This window comes from Actinomadura sp. 9N215 (assembly GCF_044326345.1).
GTDB lineage: Bacteria > Actinomycetota > Actinomycetes > Streptosporangiales > Streptosporangiaceae > Spirillospora.
The window spans coordinates 16,727-35,268 of record NZ_JBIRBA010000049.1; the positions used below are offsets into that span (position 1 = coordinate 16,727).

Annotated in this window: 21 protein-coding genes; 8 read left to right on the forward strand and 13 right to left on the reverse strand. The window is 76.1% G+C overall.

The window, feature by feature from the left end; all coding sequences use genetic code 11:
* The first annotated feature begins 34 nt into the window (after window positions 1-34).
* Window positions 35-814, forward strand: coding sequence for an HAD-IIA family hydrolase (locus ACH34T_RS42995; protein WP_396026787.1), 780 nt, complete (start codon window positions 35-37; stop codon window positions 812-814).
* Window positions 815-912: 98 nt separating this feature from the next.
* Here the strand turns inward: ACH34T_RS42995 and ACH34T_RS43000 are convergent, their stop codons facing one another.
* On the reverse strand, window positions 913-1,320 hold the full coding sequence (locus tag ACH34T_RS43000) for an ester cyclase (protein WP_396026788.1): 408 nt from the start codon (window positions 1,318-1,320) through the stop codon (window positions 913-915).
* Between the two features lie 58 nt (window positions 1,321-1,378).
* On the opposite strand from ACH34T_RS43000, the gene ACH34T_RS43005 reads away from it, so the two are divergent.
* A complete protein-coding gene (locus ACH34T_RS43005) occupies window positions 1,379-2,005 on the forward strand; it encodes an IMPACT family protein (protein ID WP_396026789.1) in 627 nt (208 codons plus the stop codon).
* Window positions 2,006-2,108: 103 nt separating this feature from the next.
* On the opposite strand, the gene ACH34T_RS43010 is transcribed toward ACH34T_RS43005, so the two are convergent.
* From ACH34T_RS43010 to ACH34T_RS43020, 3 genes are all read right to left on the reverse strand, one after another.
* Window positions 2,109-2,912, reverse strand: coding sequence for an alpha/beta fold hydrolase (locus ACH34T_RS43010; protein ID WP_396026790.1), 804 nt, complete (start codon window positions 2,910-2,912; stop codon window positions 2,109-2,111).
* 106 nt (window positions 2,913-3,018) lie between these two features.
* Complete coding sequence (locus ACH34T_RS43015; RefSeq protein ID WP_396026791.1) at window positions 3,019-4,332, reverse strand: RNA polymerase sigma factor; 1,314 nt, start codon at window positions 4,330-4,332, stop codon at window positions 3,019-3,021.
* Window positions 4,329-4,679, reverse strand: coding sequence for a YciI family protein (locus ACH34T_RS43020; RefSeq protein ID WP_396026792.1), 351 nt, complete (start codon window positions 4,677-4,679; stop codon window positions 4,329-4,331). The genes ACH34T_RS43015 and ACH34T_RS43020 overlap by 4 nt, the downstream gene beginning before the upstream one ends.
* 154 nt (window positions 4,680-4,833) lie before the next feature.
* Between ACH34T_RS43020 and ACH34T_RS43025 the strand changes: the two genes are divergently transcribed.
* On the forward strand, window positions 4,834-5,484 hold the full coding sequence (locus ACH34T_RS43025) for a TetR/AcrR family transcriptional regulator (protein ID WP_396026793.1): 651 nt from the start codon (window positions 4,834-4,836) through the stop codon (window positions 5,482-5,484).
* A 36-nt stretch (window positions 5,485-5,520) separates the two neighbouring features.
* Here ACH34T_RS43025 and ACH34T_RS43030 read toward each other — a convergent pair whose 3' ends face one another.
* The 6 genes from ACH34T_RS43030 to ACH34T_RS43055 all read right to left on the reverse strand — a co-directional run bounded on the left by ACH34T_RS43030 (window position 5,521) and on the right by ACH34T_RS43055 (window position 10,762).
* Window positions 5,521-5,772, reverse strand: coding sequence for a hypothetical protein (locus ACH34T_RS43030; RefSeq protein ID WP_396026794.1), 252 nt, complete (start codon window positions 5,770-5,772; stop codon window positions 5,521-5,523).
* A gap of 81 nt (window positions 5,773-5,853) precedes the next feature.
* Window positions 5,854-6,951: an NAD-dependent epimerase/dehydratase family protein gene (locus ACH34T_RS43035; protein ID WP_396026795.1), complete on the reverse strand. Its 1,098-nt coding sequence runs from the start codon at window positions 6,949-6,951 to the stop codon at window positions 5,854-5,856.
* A 125-nt stretch (window positions 6,952-7,076) separates the two neighbouring features.
* Window positions 7,077-7,892: a methylated-DNA--[protein]-cysteine S-methyltransferase gene (locus ACH34T_RS43040; protein WP_396026796.1), complete on the reverse strand. Its 816-nt coding sequence runs from the start codon at window positions 7,890-7,892 to the stop codon at window positions 7,077-7,079.
* Complete coding sequence (locus ACH34T_RS43045; protein ID WP_396026797.1) at window positions 7,889-8,572, reverse strand: RNA polymerase sigma factor; 684 nt, start codon at window positions 8,570-8,572, stop codon at window positions 7,889-7,891. Before ACH34T_RS43045 ends, ACH34T_RS43040 begins: the two co-directional genes overlap by 4 nt.
* A gap of 61 nt (window positions 8,573-8,633) precedes the next feature.
* The gene (locus ACH34T_RS43050) at window positions 8,634-9,299 is read right to left on the reverse strand and encodes a response regulator (protein WP_396026798.1); all 666 of its coding nucleotides are present in this window, start codon (window positions 9,297-9,299) and stop codon (window positions 8,634-8,636) included.
* Complete coding sequence (locus ACH34T_RS43055; RefSeq protein WP_396026799.1) at window positions 9,296-10,762, reverse strand: sensor histidine kinase; 1,467 nt, start codon at window positions 10,760-10,762, stop codon at window positions 9,296-9,298. The genes ACH34T_RS43050 and ACH34T_RS43055 overlap by 4 nt, the downstream gene beginning before the upstream one ends.
* Before the next feature lie 153 nt (window positions 10,763-10,915).
* On the opposite strand from ACH34T_RS43055, the gene ACH34T_RS43060 reads away from it, so the two are divergent.
* Window positions 10,916-12,829 (forward strand): sensor histidine kinase, encoded by a 1,914-nt coding sequence (locus ACH34T_RS43060; RefSeq protein ID WP_396026800.1) that lies wholly within the window; start codon window positions 10,916-10,918, stop codon window positions 12,827-12,829.
* Window positions 12,826-13,494, forward strand: coding sequence for a response regulator (locus ACH34T_RS43065; RefSeq protein ID WP_396026801.1), 669 nt, complete (start codon window positions 12,826-12,828; stop codon window positions 13,492-13,494). The genes ACH34T_RS43060 and ACH34T_RS43065 overlap by 4 nt, the downstream gene beginning before the upstream one ends.
* A 172-nt stretch (window positions 13,495-13,666) precedes the next feature.
* Here the strand turns inward: ACH34T_RS43065 and ACH34T_RS43070 are convergent, their stop codons facing one another.
* Both ACH34T_RS43070 and ACH34T_RS43075 read right to left on the reverse strand, forming a co-directional pair.
* Window positions 13,667-14,572, reverse strand: a complete 906-nt coding sequence (locus ACH34T_RS43070) for a phosphatase PAP2 family protein (protein ID WP_396026802.1) — start codon at window positions 14,570-14,572, stop codon at window positions 13,667-13,669.
* Window positions 14,573-14,692: 120 nt separating this feature from the next.
* On the reverse strand, window positions 14,693-15,376 hold the full coding sequence (locus tag ACH34T_RS43075; RefSeq protein WP_396026803.1) for a DedA family protein: 684 nt from the start codon (window positions 15,374-15,376) through the stop codon (window positions 14,693-14,695).
* 205 nt (window positions 15,377-15,581) lie between these two features.
* On the opposite strand from ACH34T_RS43075, the gene ACH34T_RS43080 reads away from it, so the two are divergent.
* From ACH34T_RS43080 to ACH34T_RS43090, 3 genes are all read left to right on the forward strand, one after another.
* Window positions 15,582-16,082: a DUF1707 domain-containing protein gene (locus ACH34T_RS43080; protein ID WP_396026804.1), complete on the forward strand. Its 501-nt coding sequence runs from the start codon at window positions 15,582-15,584 to the stop codon at window positions 16,080-16,082.
* Window positions 16,083-16,133: 51 nt separating this feature from the next.
* Window positions 16,134-16,772: an HAD family hydrolase gene (locus tag ACH34T_RS43085; protein ID WP_396026805.1), complete on the forward strand. Its 639-nt coding sequence runs from the start codon at window positions 16,134-16,136 to the stop codon at window positions 16,770-16,772.
* A 71-nt stretch (window positions 16,773-16,843) separates the two neighbouring features.
* Complete coding sequence (locus ACH34T_RS43090; protein ID WP_396026806.1) at window positions 16,844-17,611, forward strand: hypothetical protein; 768 nt, start codon at window positions 16,844-16,846, stop codon at window positions 17,609-17,611.
* A 7-nt stretch (window positions 17,612-17,618) separates the two neighbouring features.
* On the opposite strand, the gene ACH34T_RS43095 is transcribed toward ACH34T_RS43090, so the two are convergent.
* A complete protein-coding gene (locus ACH34T_RS43095; RefSeq protein WP_396026807.1) occupies window positions 17,619-18,395 on the reverse strand; it encodes a tyrosine-type recombinase/integrase in 777 nt (258 codons plus the stop codon).
* Between the last annotated feature and the right edge of the window lie 147 nt (window positions 18,396-18,542).

Consider the following 18,542-nt stretch of genomic DNA (forward strand, 5'->3'; position numbering starts at 1 on the left):
CCCGGGGAAGATCTCCGGCTGCGACAATGGGGGCATGAGCGAGCGCGGGCCGATCGACTACTGGCTGTCGGACATGGACGGTGTGCTGGTCCACGAGGGCCGTCCGGTGCCCGGCGCCGAGGAGTTCATCCGGCGGCTGTCGGCGTCCGGCAAGCCGTTCCTGGTGCTGACCAACAACTCGATCTACACCCGCCGGGACCTGTCGGCGCGGCTGGCGGCGGCGGGGCTGCGGGTGCCGGCCGAGTCGATCTGGACGTCGGCGCTGGCGACCGCGAAGTTCCTCGCCGACCAGCGGCCCGCGGGGTCGGCGTACGTGATCGGGGAGGCGGGGCTGACGACGGCGCTGCACGAGTCGGACTTCGTGCTGACCGACATCGACCCCGACTACGTGGTGCTCGGCGAGACCCGCACCTACAGCTTCTCCCAGATCACCCGGGCGATCCGGCTGATCGAGGGCGGCGCGCGGTTCGTGGCGACCAACCCCGACCCGGTCGGCCCGTCCCCGGAGGGGTCGCTGCCGGCGTGCGGCGCGGTCGCCGCGATGATCACCCGCGCGACGGGGGTGGACCCGTACTTCGTCGGCAAGCCGAACCCGCTGATGATGCGGACGGCGCTGAACGTGGTCGGCGGGCACAGCGAGCGCACCGCGATGGTCGGCGACCGGATGGACACCGACATCGTCGCCGGGGTCGAGGCCGGGCTGGAGACGATCCTGGTGCTGACCGGCGTGACCGGCAAGGACGAGATCGCCCGGTTCCCGTTCCGGCCGCACCGCGTCGTCGCGTCCATCGCCGACCTCGTCGACCTGGTCTGACCCGCCGCCCGCCGCCCGCCGCCCGCCCGGGAGCCGGGGCACCGGGTACCAAGCACCGGGCGACTGCGCGCGGCGGGCTGATCGCGCGGCGGGGTCGGTCAGCGGACGGCGCCGAGCGCGGTCATCAGGCCCATGGCGTCCGACACCACCCAGTACTCGGCGAACCGGCCGTCCTCGGCGCGGAAGATGTCCTGCCCGGAGAACGACACCCGGGTGCCGGGCGCGGCGGTGGCGCCGGGGACGCCGCCGCGGTAGTCGCCGTGGAAGGTCCATCCGGCGGCGACCATGCCGTCGCCGACGACCGGGCCGACGTCCAGGGTGGTGCGGACGCCGGTGAAGTACTCGTGGGAGCGGCGGACCTGCTCGGCGGCCTCCGCGGGCCCGTGCACCTCCAGGTTCGGCCAGTGCCCGGTGAAGCCGGGGGTGAGGATCTGCTCGGCGACGGCGAAGTCGCCGGTCCACACCTCGAACAGCCACCGCCGGTACAGCTCGTCCAGCGTGTCCATCCCCCCACGGTGGCCGCGCGAGGACGGCGGTGTCAAACGCCGTAGACTCGGTGCGGCCATGCGCACGATCAAACAGGCGGGGTCCCGCGAGCTGGAGATCCGCCGGTCGCGGTTCGTCTGCACGCTCGCCCGCGCCGCCGGGCAGGACGAGGCGGTCCGGTTCCTGGACCGGCACCGGCGGGCGCACCGCGACGCCACGCACAACTGCACCGCCTACGTGGTCGGCGAGCACGGCGAGATCACCAAGAGCAGCGACGACGGCGAGCCCGCGGGCACGGCCGGGATCCCGATGCTGGAGGTGCTGGTGCGGCGCGGCCTGACCGGCACCGTCGCGGTCGTCACCCGCTATTTCGGCGGGGTGAAGCTCGGCGCGGGCGGGCTGGTCCGCGCCTACGGGCAGGCGGTCGCCGGCGCCGTCGACGCGGTCGGGGTGGTGGAGCTGTGCCCGGTGGTGACGGTCACGGTCGGGGTGGAGCACGCGCTGGCGGGACGGTTCCTCGGCGATCTCCACGCGCGGGGCGCCCGGCCCGGCGACGTCCGCTACGGGCGGGACGTGGAGGCCGACGTGCCGGTCCCGGTCGCGGACCTGGACGGGTTCGAGGCGTGGGCGGCGCAGGTCACCGCGGGGCGCGCGTCGCTGCGGCGCGGCGCCCCCGGCTACGTCGAGGTCCCCGTCACCCCATAACCCGCCTCGTCCCCATCCCGCGCCCGCCTTCTCTGGTCCCTGGGCCGCGGACGGGCGGACGGGCCGTGCGCACCGGGCCGCCGCCCGTCCTGAGGCGCCGGGGTCAGGTGGCGAGGAAGTCGGCGAGGACGGGTGCGAGGGCGTCGGCGGAGACGTCGTGGGTCTGGCCGTCCAGGGTGCGGTGCGTCCCGTCGGGCAGGGCGGCGGCCAGGCGGCGCGCGGTGTCGCGCATCCAGGCGGGGCTGGCGCCGCCGTCCAGGACGAGCACGGGCACGGCGACCCGCGCGACCACGTCCGCGGGCATGGCGCCGCCGGTGGCCGCGTCGTCCATGACCGCCGAGTCGTGCGCCAGGGACGGCGCGAGCGCCTCCAGCGCGGGCCACATCGGCGCGCCGCGCAGCTGGCCGACCATCTCCGGCGGCACGCCGACGTGGGTCATGAACAGCGCCACCGCGTCGCCGCGGCGCGGCCCGTCCGGGCCGCCGGACAGCAGCCGGGTCAGCTCGGCGTTGTAGGCGCGGGCCCGTGCGAGCCGGTCGTCGTCGGCGGGGGTGAACGGCGGCTCGAACACCGCGAGCCGGGTGACGGGCAGGCCGTGCGCGGCGGCGCGCAGCGCCAGCGCCGCGCCCGACGAGATCCCGTACACCGCGGCGGACCCGCCGGCGGCGTCGATCACCGCGGCCAGGTCCTCGATCTCGCGTTCGACGGCGTAGGGCGGGGTGTCGCCGCTGCCGCCGCGGCCCCGCCGGTCGTAGGTGAGGACGGTGTGGCGCGGTGCGAGCAGCCCGGCCAGCGCGGCGCCGGAGCCGCGGTCGTTGAGGGCGCCGCCGACGTAGACGAGGACGGGCCCGGCGCCGGTGCGTTCGCAGGCGATGCGGGTGCCGTCCCTGGAGATCACGGTTTCCATGAGAGGTTCCTTCCCTGGTGGCGGCCGCGGCGTGCCCGCGGCCGTTCGTCGTCCCACCGACGAACGGGACGCGGCGGCACGGACACCCGCCGCGCCGGTTCCCCTGTCAAGCGCGCTTCAGGCGCGCTCGCCGACCTCGGTGAGGTCGTGGAGGCGGCGGGTCAGGTAGCGGCGGTCGGCGTCGTTGGCGGCCAGGTCCAGGGCGCGGCGGTAGGCGGCCTCGGCGCGGCGGTCCAGGCGGCGCAGCAGGTCGGCGCGGGTCGCGGGCAGCAGGTGGTAGCCGTCCAGGTCGCCGGTGCGGTCCAGGTCGTCGACCAGGGCCAGGCCGGCGGCGGGCCCGCGGGCCAACCTGACGGCGACCGCCCGGTTCAGCCGCACGACCGCCGACGGCACGAGCCGCGCGAGCCGCTCGTACAGGACGGCGATCTGGGCCCAGTCGGTGTCGGCGGCGGTGCGGGCGGTGGCGTGGCAGGCGGCGATGGCGGCCTGCACCTGGTAGGGGCCGGGCGGCGGCCGGTGCGGGGCGGGCGCGAGGGCGTCCTCCAGGCAGCGCGACGCCCTCGGCGATCCCGGCGCGGTCCCAGCGGGCGCGGTCCTGGCGCTCCAGGGTGACCAGGACGCCGTCGGCGTCGACGCGGCCGGCGGCGCGGGCGTCGTGCAGCAGCATCAGCGCCAGCAGCCCGCGCGCCTCGGCCTCGGCGGGCATCAGCGCGGTCAGCAGCCGCGCCAGGCCGATCGCCTCGCCGCACAGGGCGCGGCGCTGCAGCGCGTCCCCGCCGGTGGCGCCGTAGCCCTCGTTGAACAGCAGGTACAGCACGCCGAGGACGGCGGCGGTGCGGCCGGGGAGTTCGGCGGGCGGCGGCACCCGGAACGGGATCCCCGCGTCGCGGATCTTGTTCTTGGCGCGGGTGAGGCGCTTGGACATCGTCGGCTCGGGGACCAGGAACGCGCGGGCGATCTCGGCGGTGCCGAGCCCGGCGAGGGTCCGCAGGGTGAGGGCGACCTGGGCGTCCAGCCGCAGCGCGGGATGGCAGCAGGTGAACGTGAGGCGGAGCCGGTCGTCGCCGAACTCGCCGGCGCCGTCCGGGCCGTCCAGGCCCTCCGCGGGTGGTGGGGTGGTGAGGGCGGCGGCCTGGCGGAGTTTGCGGGCGCCGGCGGCGTCGCGGCGCAGCCGGTCGCGGGCGCGGTTGCGGACGGCGGTGGTCAGCCACGCGCCGGGACGGTCGGGGACGCCGCCGGCGGGCCAGCGTTCCAGCGCCGCGGCGAAGGCGTCCTGCGCGCACTCCTCGGCCAGGTCCCAGTCGCCGGTCAGGCGGATCAGCGTCGCCACGACCTGGCCCCACTCGGCGCGGAACGCCGCGGCGACCGCCGACCCGGCATCCTCTGCGTCCTCGGCGGGCCGGGCGGGCGGGGCGGTCACGGGCCGTCCGCGCCCGGCTCCTGGACCGGGCGGATCTCGATCTGGCCGAGGGCCGCCCACGGGTGCCGGGCGGCGATCTCGACGGCCTCGTCCAGGCCGCCGCATTCGATCACGCTGAACCCGCCGATCTGGTCCTTGGTCTCGGCGAACGGACCGTCGGTGAGCAGCACCTCCCCGCCGCGGACCTTCACGGTCGTCGCCTCGTCGGCGGGCCGCAGCCCGGCGCCGCCGCGGATGACGCCGCGGCCGGCCATCTCCCGCGACCAGCCGCCGCAGCCGGTCGCGGCGGCCGCCGCGGGGTCGGTCCCGGCGGTCTCGTCGCTGCAGATCATCAGCACGTAGCGCACGGTTCCTCCCCGGTGCTCGGCGCGTCGGCGGGCGGTCGGCCCGGGCAGCAGGATCTCAGATCTGCGCGCGGCCCGGCACCGCGGGCCGACACACGCCGTTCCGGCGGCGGCGGACGGCGCCCGGCGGCGCGGCGGTGGTGTAGCGTGCCCGGCGATGACCAGGAGCTTGATCCTCCGCGACCAGGTGCGGGCCGGGATCCTCGACGTGGCGGCCGCGGTGCTGGCCGAGCGCGGCGCGGCGGCGAGCATGACCGACATCGCGCAGGCCGCGGGCGTCGCCCGCGCGACGCTGTACCGGTACTTCCCCAGCCGCCAGGCGCTGCTGTACGCGCTGTACGAGGCCGCGCTGGCCGACCTGACCGAGCGGCTCGCCGACGCGCGGCTGGAGACGGTGCCGGTCGAGGAGGCGGTCGCGCGGATGACCCGCGCGACGATCGCCGCGACCAGCCGGTACCGGGCGCTGGGCCTGTTCGACCGGTCGCCGAGGGAGGCGCGGCGGGTGGAGCGCCAGCTCGCGGCGCCGCTGCGGGCGGTGTTCGAGCGCGGCGCCGCGGGCGGGACGTTCCGCCGCGACCTGCCCGTCCACACCCTCGCGGAGCTGTACTTCAGCCTGTTGGAGGGCGTGGTGTCGCGGGTGGCGCGGCGGCGGCTGGGCGTGGACGAGGCCAGCGCGTCGGTGACCACGCTGTTCCTGTCGGGCGCCCTGGCCCGCCACCCGTCCCTTCCGCCCCCGGCTCCGTCGCCGTCCCGGTCCGTGTCGTCCCTGGCCTCACCGCCCTCATCTTCGTCCGCGTCGTTGCGTTGATGGCGGGGCTGGACCCTTCCGCGGCCGCGGGGCGGGTCAGCCGCCGAGGCTTTCCAGGGCGACGTCCAGGCGCTGGGCGAGGCTTTCGAGCTGCTCCTGGTTGGCGCCGGTGTCCAGTTCGGCGATCACGGCGTCCCGGGTGGTGATGACCAGGGCCTCCTCGGGGCCGTCGCCGCGGCCGGGGTCGGCGGGGACGACGGCCGCCTCGCCGCCGACGACGACGAGCGCGGCGCCGCGGTGCGCGGAGGCCAGCAGGGCGTGCAGGTGGTCGGCGGTGATCGTCGGCATGGGGCATGACCTCCAGGTCCGGACGGCGATTCGGGCGGTGGCGGCTGGTTGCGACGGCGGCTAGTGGTGGTGGGTGTGTGGTCAGGGTTTGCGGCCGATGCCGGTGGCGAACTCGCGGGCGCGTCCTGGGCCGCCGGTCCCGGGGGACAGCGGCGGGGTGTCGCGGCCTGCGCCGGTGCGCAGGCCCTCCAGGAACTCCTCGATGGCCTGGCGGGCGGTGCGGCGGGGCGTCCAGCCGAGCTCGTCGCGGGCGCGTGCGACGTCCATGAGAGGGACCCGCAGGGCCAGGTCGAACAGGCCGGGCGAGGCGGGCACCAGGTGCAGGGCCCACGCGGCGGCCAGCGCGGCCCGCACCCCGCGGACCGGGACCCGGACGGTCCGGGCGCCGAGGATGCCGGCGAGCTCGGCGGCGTCCAGGACGGGCTCGGCGGCGATGTTGAACGCGCCACGCGCGTCGCCCGACACACCGCCGGTCACGGCGAGCCGGAACGCCTCCCCGGCGTCGGCGGCGTGCAGCGCCTGCAGCCGCAGCCCCGGCAGGTCCGGGACGGCGGGGACCAGGCCCGGGCGGACGAGCCGGCCGGGCAGCAGCGGCCCGGCGAACAGCCGCCGCTGCTCGGCCGCGCTCTGCCGCTCGAAGACGAACCCGGGACGGATCCGCACGACGCGGCGGTCCGGGTGGGAGGCCTCGAACGCGTCCAGGAGCCGCTCGACGTAGGCCTTCTCGCGGCTGTAGGCGGCGCCGGGCCAGCCGTGCGTGGGCCAGGACTCGTCGACCGCCCGGTCCTTGGGCCCGGGCGAGTACGCGCCGACCGACGAGGAGTACACCAGCGCGGGCACCCCGGCGCGCGCGGCGGCGTCGAACACGCGGGCGCTGCCGACGGCGTTGGCGTCCCAGGTCACCGCGGGGCGGTGGGTGGGCTGGAACAGCCACGCCAGGTGCACGACGGCGTCGGCGCCGCGCAGCAGCGGGACCAGGTCGGTGTCGGTGACGTCGGCCTCGGCCCACTCGACCTTGCCGCCCGAACCGCCCGAACCGCCCGAACCGTCCGGTGTGGCGGCGGAGCCGGGTGCGCGGCGCGCCAGGCCGGTGACGGCGGTGACGCCCGGGTCCGCGGCGAGCGCGCGGACCGTGCTGGTTCCGATGTTGCCGGTGGCGCCGGTGACGACGACGCGCATGGCGGCCTCCCCCCTCGTCGTGCCGCCCCTGCCGGGGCCGTTCCCGCGGATGGACGGGACCGCCCCATTCCCGCGTCCCGCCGATCTATGCGCCGGGCGGGCCGGGGGAGGGGAGGGGCCGGGGGTCAGGCGGGCTGGGGGTCGCCGGGGCGGCACTGCAGGCACGGCCGGTACCCGGCGGCCCGCGCGGCGGCCAGGTCCCGGAAACCGCGCCGGTGCGCGGGCGTGATCCGGCGCGCGCCCCCGCAGGTGGGGTAGCACACGATCCCGGTGGTGTCGCTGCCGATCAGCCGCACCCCGCGGCTGGCCAGCTCGGCGGCCTCGTCGACGTCGACGTCCTCGGCGCGCAGCAGCCGCTCCTTGACGGCCGCGCCGAACACGTAGTCGCCGAGCGTCCCGTCCGAGCGGGTGACGCGGTGGCAGGGGATCAGCAGCGGGACGGGGTTGCGGCCCAGCGCCGACCCGACCGCCCGGACCGCCTTGGGACGTCCCGCCGCCCGCGCCACCCACGCGTACGGGCGGGTCTGCCCGTGCGGGATCCGCGCGGCGGCGCGCAGCACGGCCGCCTCGAACTCCGACAGGCCGCGCAGGTCCAGCCGCAGCCCGCCGAGCCTCCCGGTGCGCAGCGCGGGCACGAGCCCGGCGGGCGGACGGGCGGCGGGCAGCAGCGGCCGCGCGAACCGGGCGCGGAACGCGGCGGCGAACTCCGCGTCGTCCAGCCCGGCGCGCAGGTAGGCGACGCCGTGGTCGGTGAAGGCGACCTGCAGGCCCTCCAGCGGCCCCGGGACGTGGACGCGGCGCGCCGCGATGCGGTCCAGCAGGGACGGGGGAGCGTCGGCGGCCAGCCCGGCCAGCTCACCGGCCAGCTCACCGGGCCGCTCGGCGGCGAGTTCGCCGGTTGGGGGGTCGGGAGTTGTGTGGGTGGGATCGGTGCGGGTCATCGGGTACCCCCTCGCTGATCGAGATGCCGGTGCTGTTCGGCGCGCAGGCCGCGCAGCCGCGCCAGGCCCCGGGAGATGTGCGACTTGACGGTGCCCTCGGGCACGCCCATCACCGCCGATATCTCCGCGACGGGCAGGTCGGTGACGTGCCGGAGGACGACCGCGGCGCGCTGGGCGTGCGGGAGCGCGGCCAGCAGCCCGGCCAGCTCCCGGCCGGTCTCGTGGCGGGCGGCCGCGTCCTCCACGCCCTCGCCCGGGTCGGGCGGGTCCGGGGCGTCCTCGATCGGCGGTCCCGGCTGTGGGCGCCGCGCCGCCGTCCGCAGGCTGTTGCGCCACACGTTCGTCAGGATCGTCAGCAGCCACGCCCGGGGACGCAGCCCTGCGATCCGGTCCGGCCCGTACCCGCACAGCGCCCGGTAGGCGCGCAAGAACGCCTCGGCGGACAGGTCCTCGGCCTCGGCCCACCGCCCGCTCAGCCGCAGCGCGGTCGAGAACACCGCGCCCCGGTACGCCTCGTAGAGCGCCTCGAACCCGGTGTCCAGGTCCCGCGCCAGCGCCTCGACGACCCGCTCGGCCGCCGCGTCGGCGCCGTCCCGCGGGCCGGCGTCCCCGGCGGGGTCTCCGGCGGCGGGGGCGGGCGGGGCGTGGTGCTGGTGCAGGGCTTCGTCCGTAACCGTCACATCCGTTCAACACCGCCGTGACCGGCCCGGTTGCAGCCCCCCGGGGGCCTGGCCGGACCGGTCAGCCGAGCCATCCGGGGCGGATCATGCCCGTCTCGTAGGCCAGAACCACCAGCTGCGCCCGGTCCCGCGCGCCGAGCTTGGCCAGGATCCGGCTGACGTGCGTCTTGGCGGTGGCGGGGGACAGCACGAGCCGTCCCGCGATCTCCTCGTTCGACAGGCCCGCCGCGACCAGCTCCAGCACCTCCCGCTCCCGGTCGGTGAGCGAGTTCAGCTCCACCGCCGGCGGCGGCGCGGTGATCCGGGACGCGAACTCGGCGATGAGCCGCCGCGTCACCGTCGGCGCCAGCAGCGCGTCGCCGCGCGCCACCACCCGCACCCCGTGGATCAGCTCGGGCGGCTCGGTGTCCTTGACCAGGAACCCGCTGGCCCCCGCCTTGATCGCGCCGTAGACGTAGTCGTCCAGGTCGAACGTCGTCAAGATCACGACGCGGACGGCGTCCAGCCGCGGGTCGGTCATGATGCGGCGGGTGGCCTCCAGGCCGTCCAGGACGGGCATCCGGATGTCCATCAGCACCACGTCGGGCCGCTGCTCGGACGCCCGCCGCACCGCCTGCTCCCCGTCCCCGGCCTCGGCGACGATCTCGATGTCGTCCTCGCCCTCGAGGATCGACCGGAACCCCGCGCGCACCAGCGTCTGGTCGTCGGCCAGCATCACCCGGATCACACGATCCCCTCCCTCTGCTCCCGCTCCTCGCCGGGACCGCCCAGCGGAAGCCGCGCCCACACCCGGAACCCGCCCGCCGGGCCGGGGCCCGCCGTCATCTCCCCGCCGACGGACGCGGCGCGCTCGCGCATGCCGCGCAGCCCGTTCCCGCCCGCCCCGGCGTCCTCGCCCGGCTCGCCCGGCCCGCTCGCGGCGGCGGGGTCCGCCGGGGCGGCGGGGCCGGGGCCGTCGTCGTCGATCTGCACGATCACCGCGCCGGGCACCCGCCGCACCTCGACGGTCACCGTCGCGGCGCCCGAGTGCCGGACGGCGTTGGTCAGCGCCTCCTGCACGATCCGGTATCCGGCCAGCCCGACCGGCGCGGGCAACTCCGCCAGCGCCGCGAGCGCCGCCACACCCCGTCCACGCCCGGACGCCCCCGCACCCCCGCCACCCTCGGCTCCGCCGACACCGGCGGCTCCTGGGGGATCGGCGGGGTCGGGCGGGTCTGCTTCGGCGAGGTCGGCGAGGTCGCCGGCGCGGCGCACCGTCAGCCCCGCCGCTGCGGTCTGCCGCAGCAGATCGCCCACCCGCGCCAGCGACGGCTGCGGCGCCACCGGCCCGCCCGCCGCGCCCCCGCCGTCCCCGGGCTCGGCGTCGACCTGCCGCAGCACGCCCAAGACCCCGCGCAGCTCCCGCAGCGTCTCCTTGCTCGCCGCCTTGATCGCCTCCAGCGCCGCGTACGCCCGGTCCGGATCGTCGCGGCGGTGCAGCGCCGCACCCGCCTGCACGTTGATCAGCGAGATCTGGTGGGCCAGCACGTCGTGCAGCTCCCGCGCGATCCGCAGCCGCTCGGCGATCGCGCGGCGCCGCGCCTCCTGCTCCCGGGTCCGCTCGGCCTCCACGGCGCGCCGCTCGGCCGCCTCGGCCCGCAGGTGCCGCGTGCGCACGAACTGCCCGAGCGCCACCGCCAGCAGCAGCACCAGCGACAGCGACGCCACGCCCCGCGCGTCCACGATCGCTTCCGGGTCGCCGCCGTCCTCGCCGCCGCGCGCCAGCGCCACGACCAGGAACCCCGCGTTCGCGACGATCACCGCGCCCAGCGACACCGCCAGCCCGCACTCCACCGCCGCGGTGAACAACGCCACCCACAGCACCAGCCCGATCGGCCCGTCCGGATACCCCAGCGGGTAGTACAGCGGCGGCGCCACCGTCGCCACCGCCAGCACCGCCACCGGATACCGCCGCCGCACCGCCAGCGCCAGCGTCGCCACCACGATCACCGCGAACCCGCCCGGCCACAGCGCACGGTCCCCGGGCTTCTCCGCCAGCAGGCTCATCACCAGCGTGACGACCATCAACGCGACCGCGAACACCGCGTCGCCGGCCTGCCCGCGCGGCAGCCGCGCCCGCGCCGCCACGGCCCGCACGACGTGCGGCGGGCGTGGGCGGCGGCGCTGCGGAGACGCCGGCGATACGGTCACGCGCCAACCGTAGTTCAGCCGTACCCCTGCCCGGGCCCCACCCGAGATCACCACGCCGCCGCAGGACAGCCACCCGGCGTCCGCCCGGCTACGGCCGGCGTCCCTGACTTTCGTCAGTAACACCGCAGATCACCGGCTTGTAGCGTAGAACGCGTGAACGCCCCGGCCAGCACCGTCCACGGCCCCGCGCGCCCCCGCACGGGCCGCCTGGCCCGCATCGCCCGCGCCGCCCGCGCCGCGCGGCCCGGCGCGCTCCGCACCACCGTCCGCGGCGCCGTCCGGCGGCCGTCCCGGTCCGCGCTGGTCAAGGACGTCGTCCTGTACGCGATCCTGGCCCTCCCCGTCGCCTCCGGCGGCATCACCCCGCCCGACCCCGGCCGGGCGTCATGGTGGCTGCAGACGGCCGGTCTCGGCGTCCTGGCCGCCGCGATCGCGGTGTGCCGCACCTGGCCCACCGTCGCGCTGCTCACCGCGATCGCGCTGATCTCCGTGGACGACAACTTCACCTTCGCGATGCCCGTCCTGGCCTACCTGACCGGCCTGCGCACCACCCGTGCGCAGCCGCTGCTGTGGGGCTTCGCCGCCGTGTCCCTCGGCGGCGCGGCCCTGGCGATCATCCGCGGCATGGACGTCACCAGCTGGTTCCCCTCCACCGTCTGGCTGGTCCTGCTGGGCGTCCTGCCATGGCTGGTCGGCCGCTACTGGCGCCAGTACCAGGAACTCCTGCACGCCGGATGGGAACGCGCCGAACGCCTCGAACACGAGCAGCGGATCACCGCCGAACGCGAGCGGCTCCGCGAACGCGCCCGCATCGCCCAGGACATGCACGACTCCCTCGGCCACGAACTCGCCCTCATCGCCGTCCGCGCCGGCGCCCTGCAGGTCGACCCCGGTCTCGGCGACCGGCACCGCGACGCCGCCGCGCAGCTGCGCGCGGGCGCCGCCGACGCCACCGAGCACCTCCGCGAGATCATCGGCGTCCTGCGCGAGGACGCCGCCCCCGCACCGGACGGCGGGGCGCCGGACGGCGGCCTGCCCGGCGGGGGCGCGCCGATCCGCCCCGCCGGCGAGAGCATCCCCGAACTCGTCGAACGGGCCCGCGCCTCCGGCGTCCCCGTCCACCTCGCCGACGACCCCGACCCGGCCGACCCGCCCGACCTGCCCGGTCTCCCCGGCGACCTGCCGCCGATGGTCGCGCTCGCCGCCCACCGCGTCGTCCAGGAAGCCGTCACCAACGCCGCCAAACACGCCCCCGGCGCCGCCGTCACCGTCCGCCTCACCCACCGCGAACCCGGCCACGACGACGACACCGGCCGCGAGACCGGCGGCGGCGTGATCACGGTGACGGTCGCCAACGACCCCCCGCCCGGCGAACCGCCCCTGCTGCCGTCCGGCGGGCACGGCCTCACCGGCCTCACCGAACGGGCCCGCCTCCTCGGCGGAACCCTCCACGCCGGCCCCACCCCCCAGGGCGGCTTCACCGTCACCGCCGTCCTGCCCACCACACCGCCCGCCACCCACCCGGCCGCCCCACCTGCGGCCGGCGCCGCGCTGCGCAAAGCCCTCGGCCTCCCCGGGACGGGCACGGGCACGGGGGAGTGGTCCTCCGAATCGGCCCGCCACCTGGCCCGCGAACGCCGCCAGGTCCGCCGCGGCCTGATCACCGCGATCGCCGTCCCCGCCGCGCTCATGGCCGCCCTCGGCGCCATCATGGCCGGCTACTACATTTACTCCACCCTCAACTCCGTCCTCCCGCCCGCCGACTACGCCGCGCTGCGCCTCGGCGCCGCCCAGACCGACGTGGAGGACGACCTGCCCCGCATGGAGGCGATGGGCTCCGGCGTCGTCGAGTCCACCGTCCCCGAACCCGCGCACGCCGACTGCCGCTACTACCGGCCCGACGCCAACCTCATCGGCGTCAACCGCTACTACCGCCTCTGCTTCACCGACGGCCGGCTGACCCGCAAGGACTCCTACGACACCACCCAACTCAGCGCCGAAAACCGCGACGCCGCCCCGGGCGCCGTCGACACCGACGACGCCGACCGGCGGAAGGACACCGAGTGATCCGGGCACTGCTCGCCGACGACGAGGCGATGATCCGCGCGGGCGTCCGCGCGATCCTGACCGCCGACCCCGGCATCGACGTGGTCGCCGAGGCCGCCGACGGCCGCGAGGCCATCGACCTCACCCTCCGGCACCGCCCCGACGTCACCCTCCTGGACATCCGCATGCCCCGCCTCGACGGCCTCGCCGCCGCCGCCGAACTGCGCCGCGTCGCCCCCGGCACCGCCATCGTCATGCTCACCACCTTCGGCGAGGACGAGTACATCGCCCGCGCCCTGTCCGGCGGCGCCAGCGGGTTCCTCCTCAAGTCCGGCGACCCCCGCGAACTCATCGCCGGGGTCCGCGCCGTCGCCGACGGCGGCGCCTACCTGTCCCCGAAGGTCGCCCACCGCGTCATCACCGAACTCGGCGGCGGCCGCCTGTCGGGCGGGGCCCGCGCCCGCCGCCGCACCGCCGGCCTCACACCCCGCGAACGCGACGTCCTGGCGCTGCTGGGCGCCGGGCTGTCCAACGCCCAGATCGCGGCGCGGCTCCACGTCGTGGAGGGCACCGTCAAGGCCTACGTCAGCGCGATCCTCACCCGGCTGGACGTCCGCAACCGCGTCCAGGCCGCCGTCCTCGCCTACGAGGCCGGGCTCGTCGACGGCATCGACGAAAGCGCCTGACCCCCGGCCCCACCCGGGCAACCGGCCTCCGCCTCGGCACCCGGCCTGCGGCTGCACTTGGCTTCGGGCCGGGCATCCAGCCCGCCGCCCGGGCACCTCGGTCGCCGTTCAGTCGCCGCCCAGGGACCGCCGCTGCCGGACGGGGCCACGGCGCGCTAAGGGCCGCGGCGCGCTAGGGGAGTGGGCCCTGCCCGCGGGTCAGACCGCCCCTCACGTCCGGCATCGTCACCTCGGGCCTCCTCAGCTCGGGCACCGTCACCGACGGCCCGTCCGCCTCCACCCGCCCGTCCGCGCCCTGCCGCACCTGACCCGACCTCACCGAGCCCGCACCCACACCCACACCCACCCGCACACCCTGCGGCACCCCGCCACCCTGCGCTACCCCGCCACCTTGCGGCGTCGTGCCACTCGGCGGCAGTGCAGCGCGCCCCGGCATGGCACCGAGCCGCGCGGCCGTGTCCGCGGTGCCGGGCGCCCGCACCGGGCCCGCGCCCAGCAGCGCCGCGCCCACCGGGACGCCGCGCAAAACCTCCACCCACCGCCGCGACACCGCCGCCAGCACCAGCGCCGCCGGCGCCGCCACGACCCCCACCGCGAAACCCGCCGCCACGTCATGCGGATAATGCACGCCCACGAACACCCGCGAGAACGCCATCAGCGCCGCCAGCGGCAGCACTAGTAGCGCCAGCGCCCGCCACGCCACCACGATCGCCGACGCCGACGCCGCCGCGATCGTCGCGTGATTGCTCGGGAACGACCAGTCGCCCGGCGACGGGCACGCCGCGATGTGCACCGCCCCCGCCACCGCACGGCACGGCCGCTCCTCCTCGATGAGGGTCTTGGACACCTCGCTCACCAGATACGCCGCCACCACCGCGAACGGCGCCGCCAGCGCCAGCCCCATCGACCGCGCGTCCCGCCCCCGGGCCCGCCACCAGCCCGCCACGAACAACGCGGCGAACAGCAGCAGCCCCCCGTCGGTCCCCACCTCCGCCGCCGAATGCACCCACGACGGCGTGCCCTCGGCGAACTCGGTGATGTCGCGGTACAGATCGGCGCTGAAACCCGGCGCTCCCATGCTCTCCCTCACGCTCGAAAGCGACCCCTGCCCGACACCTCTGAGACACCACACGGACCACTGAAGTTCACCCTATGGTCATCCATCGGCAACCTCACCACCAACACGAACCGCCGACCGTCACACCTCCGACGTCGGCCCCACCCCGTCGGCGACCTCCACATCCCCGTCACCACGGCCGCCCCGCCCGTCCGGCACGCCCGCCGCATTCCGCCGGCGGCGGTGCCGCAGGAACCGCACGCCCTCCACCACCGCCGTCATCGACAACGCCAGCCCGATCCCGACCGCCACGCCCTTCAACGGGTCGTCCTCGAACGCGTGCCCGCCGACATACCCCAGCAACCCCCCGTACAGCCCCCACGACACCGCCGCCACCCCCGCGAACAGCGAGAACGACCGCAGCCTGAAACCCACCGCCCCCATCGTCAGCGTCACCGCCGTCCGGCCGCCCGGCACATACCGCGCCACGACCAGGATCAGCCCGCCCCGCTCGGCCATCGTCCGCCGCGCCCACCCGAACGCCGCATGACGCCGCGTCCCCGGCCGCAGCCCCCGCATCCGCCCCCGCGAACCCCGCCCGATCAGATACGACACGTGATCGCCCGTGAACGCGCCCAGCGCCGCCAGCACCACCACCAACTCCAGCTCCGGCCGACCCGACGCCGCGTACACACCCCCCGTGATCACCATGCTCTCGCTCGGCACCACCGGGAAGAACCCGTCCAGCGCCGCGACCACGAACAACGCCACGTAGAACCAGGGCGACGTCACCGCCGTGTCCACCAGACCCATCACCGCATCCATGAACCCGACGCTAAGAAACCGTGAACCACCCGCGAATCCGCCGAAAGCCAAGCACCACCCCCCACTTTCGACAGGGCCACACACCCGTCCTGCGAACGATGTACACCCGGATCCTCACCACGACCGACGCGACCCCGCCCCGCACCCCGCCACCCTGGAACCAAGGCGCACACACCACGCCACCCGACCAGAAAAGGAGCCCACCATGGACCACCCACACAACGACCCACACCCCGCCACCACACGCGCCGACCTCCCGCAGGCCGACGAGCCGCGCGGCCGCCCACCCGACCCCGACCGGGTCCGCGCCGCCGACCACGACCGCGACGCCACCGTCCAACGACTCGGCGACGCCCTGTCCGAAGGCGCCCTCGACACCGCCGAACACCACCGCCGCCTCGACCAGGCCCTCACCGCCACCACCCGCGGCGACCTGCACCGCCTCACCGCCGACCTGCCCACCTCCCACACCGCCCGCGACCGCGCCGAAACCGCCCGCCGCACCGCCCGAGCCCACGCCGACCGACGCGCCTGGCACGACGAATGGGGCTACTGGGGCGCCGGCGCCGCCATCATGACCGCCATCTGGGCCGCCTCAGCCCTCCGGACAGGGGAGTGGACGTTCTACTGGCCCGCCGTCCCCCTCGGCATCTGGGCCGCCGTCCTCATCTCCTACGCCCTCTGGCCCTCACACGACGACCACTGACCGGAAAACGGCTCGCGTCCCGGCCCACCCGTCCACCACACTGCGGAACCCGTGGGACACCTGCACATCTTCGACATGGACGGCACCCTCCTGACCGGCACCACCGCCAACCTCGAAATCGCCCGCCACCTCGGCACCCGCACCGAACTCCACGACCTCGAAACCCGCTTCGCCGCCGGCGAACTCGACACCCGCGCCTTCTCCACCGAGATCCACCGCCTCTGGCGCGACCTCACCCCCGCCGTCGTCACCACCGCCTACACCGCCGCCACCTGGCTCACCGGCATCGCCGACGTCTGCGCCGACATACGCGCCCGCGGCGAACACTCCGCCGTCATCACCATGTCGCCCGACTTCTTCGCCCGCCACCTCCTCGACCTCGGCTTCGACGACGTCATCGCCTCCCGCTTCCCCCCGATGCCCTTCACCGGCGCCCTCGACCCCACCGGAATCCTCACCCCCGCCGACAAGATCCGCATCACCGAGGAACTCCGCGCCCGCCACCGCCTCACCCCCGACGAATGCACCGCCTACGGCGACTCCATATCCGACGCACCCCTCTTCCGCCACCTCACCAACACCGTCGCCGTCAACGCCGACCACTACCTCACCGCAATCGCCGCCCTCGACTACCGCGGCACCGACCTCACCGAGGCCTACACCCTCGCCCGCACCCTCCGACCCGCCTGACCGCGCGCCCGCACGACGACCGCCCGCCGAGCGGGCCATGATGGACTCTCGCCACGACACGGGGAGCGTCCATGACGTCCATGCCGTCCACACCCCCGGACACACCACCCGGCACACCCGCGACCCAACCGGCCCCCGGCCAGCAGCCCACCGGCCCGGCCGCACGAACACCGCCCGACGGCCGAACACCCCGACCCCGCCGCGGACACCCACTGCACTGGCTCACCGCCAGCGCGCTCCTCTACGGCCTCACCCACCACATCGGCTTCGGCCTCGCCGGACTCGGCACCGTCGACCGCACCCGATGGGCCGACTGGATCGACATCCTCACCCCCTACACCGTCCTGCTCACCGCCGCGGCCGCACTCCACACCGCCAGAGCCGGACGCCGCACCTGGGCCCTCTACCTCACCGGCGCCATCACCTACGTCGAAGGCCACGGCATCCACCTCGCCGCCAACTCCGTCGGCAACGACACCCCCGGCCACGTCGCCCACCTCTGGGACGAGGCCGTAGGCCACTACCTCTGGTACGCCGGAACCGCCCTCGTCGCCGCCGCCCTCACCGCCGCACTCGCACACCGCCCCGCACCGCCCGCCCACCTCGCCCTCGTCCCCGCCCTCGGCGTCGCCTTCACCTGGACGAGCAACTCACTCGAAGGCGGAACCGCCCTCATGGGCCTCGCCGTCGCCACCGCCTTCACCGCCTGGGGCGTGCACACCCGCCGCACCCTCGGCCGCGTCCTCATCCCCGCGTTCGCGCCCGCCATCGTCATGCTCATCGGCTACGGCATGTGGCACGACGGCTTCCCCCAACCCTCCGACATCGGCTGGGTCTGACCCACGGCTACCCGCCGCGGCGCCGCTCCAACGGACCCAGCAGCGGATGGACCCGCATCGCCGCCTCCAGCTCACCCGGAAGCTCATCCCGGTAACGCCCCAGCGTCGACAGATCCGCATGCCCCAGCACCCGGCGCACCGCGTCCATGTCCGTCGCCGCCGCCAGCAGATGCGTCGCCGTCGTATGCCGCAGCCCATGCGGCGTCACGCTCCGCCGCCGCCCCGGCTCCACCCGCGCCAGCACCCGGTCGATCACCCCCTGCACATCGCCCCGCGCCAGCCGCCGCCCCCGCCACGACAACAGCAGCGCCTTCGGCTCCCGCCCCCGATCCAGCCGCCCCCGGCCCTCCGCCAGATACGCGTCCAGCACCTCCGCCACCGGACCCGGCAACGGCACGTCCCGCGTCCGCCCGCCCTTACCGAAGATCCGCCAGTACCGCGTCCCGCCGTTGACGAAGAAGTCCTCCGCGTTCGCCGCCGTCAACTCCGACACCCGCGGCCCCACCGCCGCAAGCAGCAGCACGATCAGCCCGTCCCGCAACTCCGTCCGCTGATCAGGACGCCGCCGCCCCCCACCCGCCCCCGGCGCCGCCGGCCCGGGAACCGCAGGCCCCGACTCCGCCAGCCCCCGCGCCGCACCCAGCAGCCCCTCCGCCTGCTCAGCCGTCAACGCACGCCGCTCCGCCCGCAACCCGCCCCGCTGCACCGGACGCACCGTCACCGCCCGCATCGGATCCAACTGCACCCACCCCGCCACCGCCGCGTACTTGAAGAACGCCGACACCGACCGCCGGAACCGCGCCTGCGACGCCGCGCTCTGCGCCGGCCCGACCCCCGACCGCGCCGCCCCCGCCGCCCCTGACCCCGCCCGGCGTCGTCATGGCGGTCAAGGCCAGCCGCGCCCTCACCCACATGAAACGCCTCACTGACC

Coding starts and splice junctions, on each gene's coding strand:
- ACH34T_RS43005 (WP_396026789.1), top strand. CDS start 1,379: ATGCGCACGATCAAACAGGCGGGGTCCCGCGAGCTGGAGATCCGCCGG.
- ACH34T_RS43075 (WP_396026803.1), bottom strand. CDS start 15,376: ATGGATGCGGTGATGGGTCTGGTGGACACGGCGGTGACGTCGCCCTGG.
- ACH34T_RS43025 (WP_396026793.1), top strand. CDS start 4,834: ATGACCAGGAGCTTGATCCTCCGCGACCAGGTGCGGGCCGGGATCCTC.
- ACH34T_RS42995 (WP_396026787.1), top strand. CDS start 35: ATGAGCGAGCGCGGGCCGATCGACTACTGGCTGTCGGACATGGACGGT.
- ACH34T_RS43040 (WP_396026796.1), bottom strand. CDS start 7,892: ATGACCCGCACCGATCCCACCCACACAACTCCCGACCCCCCAACCGGC.
- ACH34T_RS43010 (WP_396026790.1), bottom strand. CDS start 2,912: ATGGAAACCGTGATCTCCAGGGACGGCACCCGCATCGCCTGCGAACGC.
- ACH34T_RS43080 (WP_396026804.1), top strand. CDS start 15,582: ATGGACCACCCACACAACGACCCACACCCCGCCACCACACGCGCCGAC.
- ACH34T_RS43070 (WP_396026802.1), bottom strand. CDS start 14,572: ATGGGAGCGCCGGGTTTCAGCGCCGATCTGTACCGCGACATCACCGAG.
- ACH34T_RS43030 (WP_396026794.1), bottom strand. CDS start 5,772: ATGCCGACGATCACCGCCGACCACCTGCACGCCCTGCTGGCCTCCGCG.
- ACH34T_RS43090 (WP_396026806.1), top strand. CDS start 16,844: ATGACGTCCATGCCGTCCACACCCCCGGACACACCACCCGGCACACCC.
- ACH34T_RS43035 (WP_396026795.1), bottom strand. CDS start 6,951: ATGCGCGTCGTCGTCACCGGCGCCACCGGCAACATCGGAACCAGCACG.
- ACH34T_RS43000 (WP_396026788.1), bottom strand. CDS start 1,320: ATGGACACGCTGGACGAGCTGTACCGGCGGTGGCTGTTCGAGGTGTGG.